The sequence below is a fragment of the Rhodococcus sp. CX genome, assembly GCF_015865005.1.
In the GTDB taxonomy this organism is placed as follows: domain Bacteria; phylum Actinomycetota; class Actinomycetes; order Mycobacteriales; family Mycobacteriaceae; genus Rhodococcus.
The window spans coordinates 7,608-12,156 of record NZ_JADZGH010000148.1 but is presented as its reverse complement, the minus strand read 5'-3'; the positions used below and the strand labels follow the sequence as shown (position 1 = coordinate 12,156).

Below are 4,549 nucleotides of genomic sequence, written 5' to 3'. Positions count from 1 at the left end.
GCCCGCGCCCTGGGCGTCACCCGCCGCACCTCGTTCATGCTGTCCGGCGCACAGCTCGGTATCACCGTCACAGGCCTGCTCGTCGGCTATGTCGCCGAACCGCTCATCGGCAGCGGCCTCGGCGAGTTGTTCGGCGGCGTCGGTGTTCCCACCGCCGTCGGGGTGGCCGTCGGCACCGTGCTCGCGGTGCTGTTCTCCACCGTCGTGCAGATGGTGTTCGGCGAACTGTTCCCGAAGAACCTGGCCATCGCCCGTCCCGAACCGGTCGCGCGGAAGCTCGCGCTGTCGACGACCGTCTACCTGAAGTTGTTCGGCTGGCTCATCACGCTGTTCGACGCGGCGTCGAATCTGCTGCTGCGGCTGTTGCGGATCGAACCCGTTCACGACGTGGAACATTCGGCAACCGTCCGCGATCTCGAGCACATCGTCGCCGAATCCCGCGACACCGGAGAGCTGCCGCCGGAGCTGTCGACACTGCTCGACCGCATCCTCGACTTCCCCACCCGCACCGCCGAGCACGCCATGATTCCGCGCGCCCGGGTGGATGTCGTCCACGTCGACGAACCCGTCGACCGGGTGCTCGCGACGATGAGCACCGGCCACACCCGTTACCCGGTCGTGGGTGCCTCCACCGACGACCTGCACGGTGTGGTGCACCTGCACGACCTGCTCGAACTCGACCGGACCGACGGCCCCGCCGGCTCCGTGCACCGGCCCGCGGTGATCGTGCCGACCACACTGCCGCTGCCGGACGTCCTCGCGCGCCTCGGCGAGGCCCACGAGGAGATGGCGCTGGTCATCGACGAGTACGGCGGTTTCGCCGGGGTCGTCACCGTCGAGGACATCGCTGAGGAACTGGTCGGCGAGATCGCCGACGAGCACGATCCCGAGGCCGACACCGCGGTGATCGTGCGTGCCGGCGACGGCTGGACGGTACGCGGCACCGCGCATCTCGACGAGGTCGGCCGAACGCTCGGCCGGACGCTGCCCGACGGCGACTACGAGACCGTCGCCGGGCTGGTCATCGCCGAATTCGGTGGCCTGCCCGCCGTCGGCGATCGCGTCGAGATCGCCCTGGACGCGGATCCCGCCGACCTGGTGAGTGACGATCGCCTCCCCCGCCGCACCCTGGTCGCCGAGGTGCGGGCCATCGACAAGCACGTGCCGTCCTCGCTGCACGTCACCGTCCGCACCGAGCCCGAGGTGAACATCGATGAGTAACCCCTGGATCGTGGCGGCCGCGACGGTCGCGTTGATCGCGGCCAGTGCGTTCTTCGTCGCCGTCGAGTTCGCGCTGATCGCCGCGCGACGGCACCGCCTCGAGGACGCCGCCCCGCACAGCCGTGCCGCGCGGGCCGCGTTGCGCAGCGCGACGGAACTGTCGGTGCTGCTCGCCGGCTCCCAGCTCGGCATCACGGTGTGCACCCTGGCACTGGGTGCGGTGACCAAACCGGCCGTGCATCACTGGCTGACCCCGCTCATAGCGGGTTGGGGTGCCCCCACGTGGCTGGCCGATGTCGCCGGGTTCGTGCTCGCGCTGATCATCGTGACGTTCCTGCACCTGGTGGTCGGTGAGATGGCACCGAAGTCGTGGGCGATCGCGCATCCGGAGAAGTCGGCGACGATGCTGGCGATCCCGATGCGGGTGTTCATGTGGTTCACCCGACCGGTCATCGTGCAGCTGAACCGGATGGCGAACCGGTGCCTGCGCAGGGCCGGGGTGGAACCGGTCGATCAGGTGGCCACCGGTCAGGATCCGGATGCGTTGCGGCACCTCGTCGAGCATTCGGCCACGGTGGGCACTCTCGACGAGCGCTACCACGGCCATCTGACGAGCGCCCTGGAGCTGGAAGCGCTGACGGTCGGCGACATCGTCGCCCCGAACGACCGGCCGAGCAGCGTGCCGCCGGATGCGTCGGGCGCCGAGATCCGGGAGACCGCCCGCCGGACCGGGCACCTGCGGTTGCTGGTGCGCGGCAACGGTCACGTCGACGGGGTCGTGCACGTGCGCGACAGCCTCCACGCACCCGAGGTGAGCGCGGGTGAGCTGATGCGGCCCGCGCTGACCGTCGAGGCCGCGGTCCCGGTGTACGAGGCGTTGCGGACCATGCGGGAAACCCGCAACCATCTCGCCACCGTCACCGACGATGGGCAGGTCGTCGGACTGATCACGATCTCGGACGTGCTCCAGCGTCTCCTCGTGCGCTGACGCGCCCGTGTGCCTTTGTGGCGGCCCCAACCGCCACAAAGGCACACCGTTACCCTTCCGGATGCTCCGGGTCGATGGCGCACAGTCGCAGGGCCCGGAGCTCGCCGTTCGACAGTGCGGACGGATCGACGCCCCTCATCAGCTCCCTCCACGCCGCGAGCGCGACATCCGTGACGATGTCCATGTCGGCATCGCGGAAGCGTCGACGATTACCGTTCTCGAGCAACCGGTATACCCGCGCGATCCGGAGCAGCAGCGTGTGTTCGAACTCGATCTGCTCGTTCCGTTTTCGCGCGGCACGCTGCGCCGACCGGGCGGCTGCCTCGGCCAGGAGTTCGGCGCACCAGTCCGGAATGGGTTCGAGGCCTCGCAACCATCGCCGCGCGGTCGCCACGTCCAGCGGTCCCTCGATCCCGTGCCACCGCATGGCAGCGGCTACCTTTGCAACCCGCAGCCCGAGTGCCTCGGCCACCGGGACCGGGCACAGTGCACGGTCGGCGCGCCTCGCCGCCTTCCGGTTCCGCACGCGTTCGTCACGACTGTCCATCGAGTTCCCCTGCAGGTCGGTCGATGCCCCAGGCATATGCCGTTCGCTCGGGCCGACGGTATCTCGCGGCTACGACACCCTGTCGCCCCGAACAGCCCGGGAACCGTAGAGGGTGTGGCCCCGCCGCGCATCAAGCGTTTCGGTGCGCGCACGGCTGGTCCGACGCGGGCCGGAACCACGCGCTCACCCGGCCGATCAGCTCGGGATCTCCTGCCGCCGTGACCGAGCGGTCCCCGAACGCGTCCGCCCAGTCGCGCCTGCCCCGGGCGAGCGCGAGCAGCGCCGGCATCGAGGACTCCAGGTACACATAGCGACTCACGTCGAGGAGCGGGTCCGTGAGGCACCCGTACGGTGCGGCACCTCGCTGCAGCACGAGCCAGTATCGGCGGTCGTGCCGGTGGTGCAACCGCAGTTCCACGACGACGGGCCGCTCCGGCGCACGATCTGGATCCGCCCGCTGCGCCAGCCAGCCGAGCACGATGTCCGGGTCGCGGTCCAGCATGTCGGGATCGTCCGGGAGCCAGGTCTCCGCCCACGCCCGCAGCGAGCCGAGTGTCGCCGTCAAGCCTTCCCCGACCTCCGTGAGGCGGTACGCGGGGTGCGGATCCGGGCCGGCACAACGCGACACCAGCCCGAGCGTCTCCAGGCGGCGCAACCGGTCGGCGAGCACCGAGCGCGAGATGCGACCGGGCAGCCCGGTGGCCAGTTCGTTGAATCCCTGCGGCCCGAACGTCCCCAGCTGCCGAACGATGAGCAGACTCCAGCGGTCGCCGAGGTGCTCGATGGCCTTGGTGAACGAGCAATATCCGACGAACTCGCTCGAGCCCACGACACGAGTGTCCCACCGTCGGACGCCGTCGGACGGTTCGAACTTCGAACTGGCTCTCCCCCGTCGAGGGCGCGGATTCTGACAGCAGCACGAAGTTCGCCCCAGGAGTCACGATGGCCACCCAGCTGAGCAAACCGCAGGTGCCGCGGCACCCGGATACGCTACGAGCCAGGTACAACCGGATGGTCCGGGCGGCCGGCGCCGAGGGTCGCTTCGTCCGGACGCGCACCGGTCGGGTTCACGTGATCGAGTCCGGTTGCGGGCCGCCGGTCGTTCACCTGCACGGCAACAACACCTCGTCGCTGTCCCACCTGATGCTGCTCGACCCCATGACGGCAACGCACTCCTACCTCGTCGACCGGCCGGGATTCGGACTCAGCGATCCACATACGTTCCCGCGCAATGACTTTCGACAGTTCGCGGTCCGGTTCGTCGACGACGTCCTCGACGAACTCCGTCTCGGGTCGGTGGTGCTGGCCGGAGCCTCGGGAGGCGGATGCTGGTCGGTCTGGTACGCCCTGGACCGCCCCGAGCGCGTGCGCGGTCTGGTCCTGCTCGGATCCGTCCCGCTGTTTCCCGGCGCCCGGATCCCGCCGGGGATCCGGCTCATGGCGACACCGGTAGTGGGCCCCTTGCTCACTCGCACGGTCACACCGGGCCGTCGGATGCTGCTCCACCTGATGTCCTCGGTGGGCGAGGGCGACACCATCCTGCGGTACCCGGACCTACTCGACTCACTCGTGGACGCAGCGCACGACCCGGTCGCCACCGCCGCCAACATCGCCGAGTTCCGGGCGCTCCTGTCGCCGTTCGGTGTCCGATCCGGGACCCGGATACGCCCCGACGAGCTGCGTCGTCTGTCCGTTCCCACCCTGATGATCTGGGGTGACCACGATCCCGTCGTGCCGGTGGCCGACGCGCGGGCGGCCGCCGATCTGATTCCGAACGCCCGCCTCGAGGTGCT

The 4,549-nt window shown here is 69.8% G+C and carries 5 protein-coding genes; 3 read left to right on the top strand and 2 right to left on the bottom strand.

The window, feature by feature from the left end; genetic code table 11:
• Positions 1–1,221 (top strand): hemolysin family protein (locus I0Q12_RS15940; protein WP_197252837.1); only part of this gene is annotated, 1,221 nt, incomplete at its 5' end.
• Positions 1,214–2,209, top strand: coding sequence for a hemolysin family protein (locus I0Q12_RS15935; RefSeq protein WP_197252836.1), 996 nt, complete (start codon positions 1,214–1,216; stop codon positions 2,207–2,209). The genes I0Q12_RS15940 and I0Q12_RS15935, both read left to right, overlap by 8 nt.
• A 49-nt stretch (positions 2,210–2,258) precedes the next feature.
• Here I0Q12_RS15935 and I0Q12_RS15930 read toward each other — a convergent pair whose 3' ends face one another.
• Both I0Q12_RS15930 and I0Q12_RS15925 read right to left on the bottom strand, forming a co-directional pair.
• Complete coding sequence (locus I0Q12_RS15930) at positions 2,259–2,756, bottom strand: hypothetical protein (RefSeq protein ID WP_197252835.1); 498 nt, start codon at positions 2,754–2,756, stop codon at positions 2,259–2,261.
• Positions 2,757–2,886: 130 nt separating this feature from the next.
• A complete protein-coding gene (locus I0Q12_RS15925) occupies positions 2,887–3,585 on the bottom strand; it encodes a helix-turn-helix domain-containing protein (RefSeq protein ID WP_197252834.1) in 699 nt (232 codons plus the stop codon).
• A 113-nt stretch (positions 3,586–3,698) separates the two neighbouring features.
• Here I0Q12_RS15925 and I0Q12_RS15920 point away from each other — a divergent pair.
• On the top strand, positions 3,699–4,549 hold an 851-nt coding region (locus tag I0Q12_RS15920), incomplete at its 3' end, for an alpha/beta fold hydrolase (protein ID WP_197252833.1).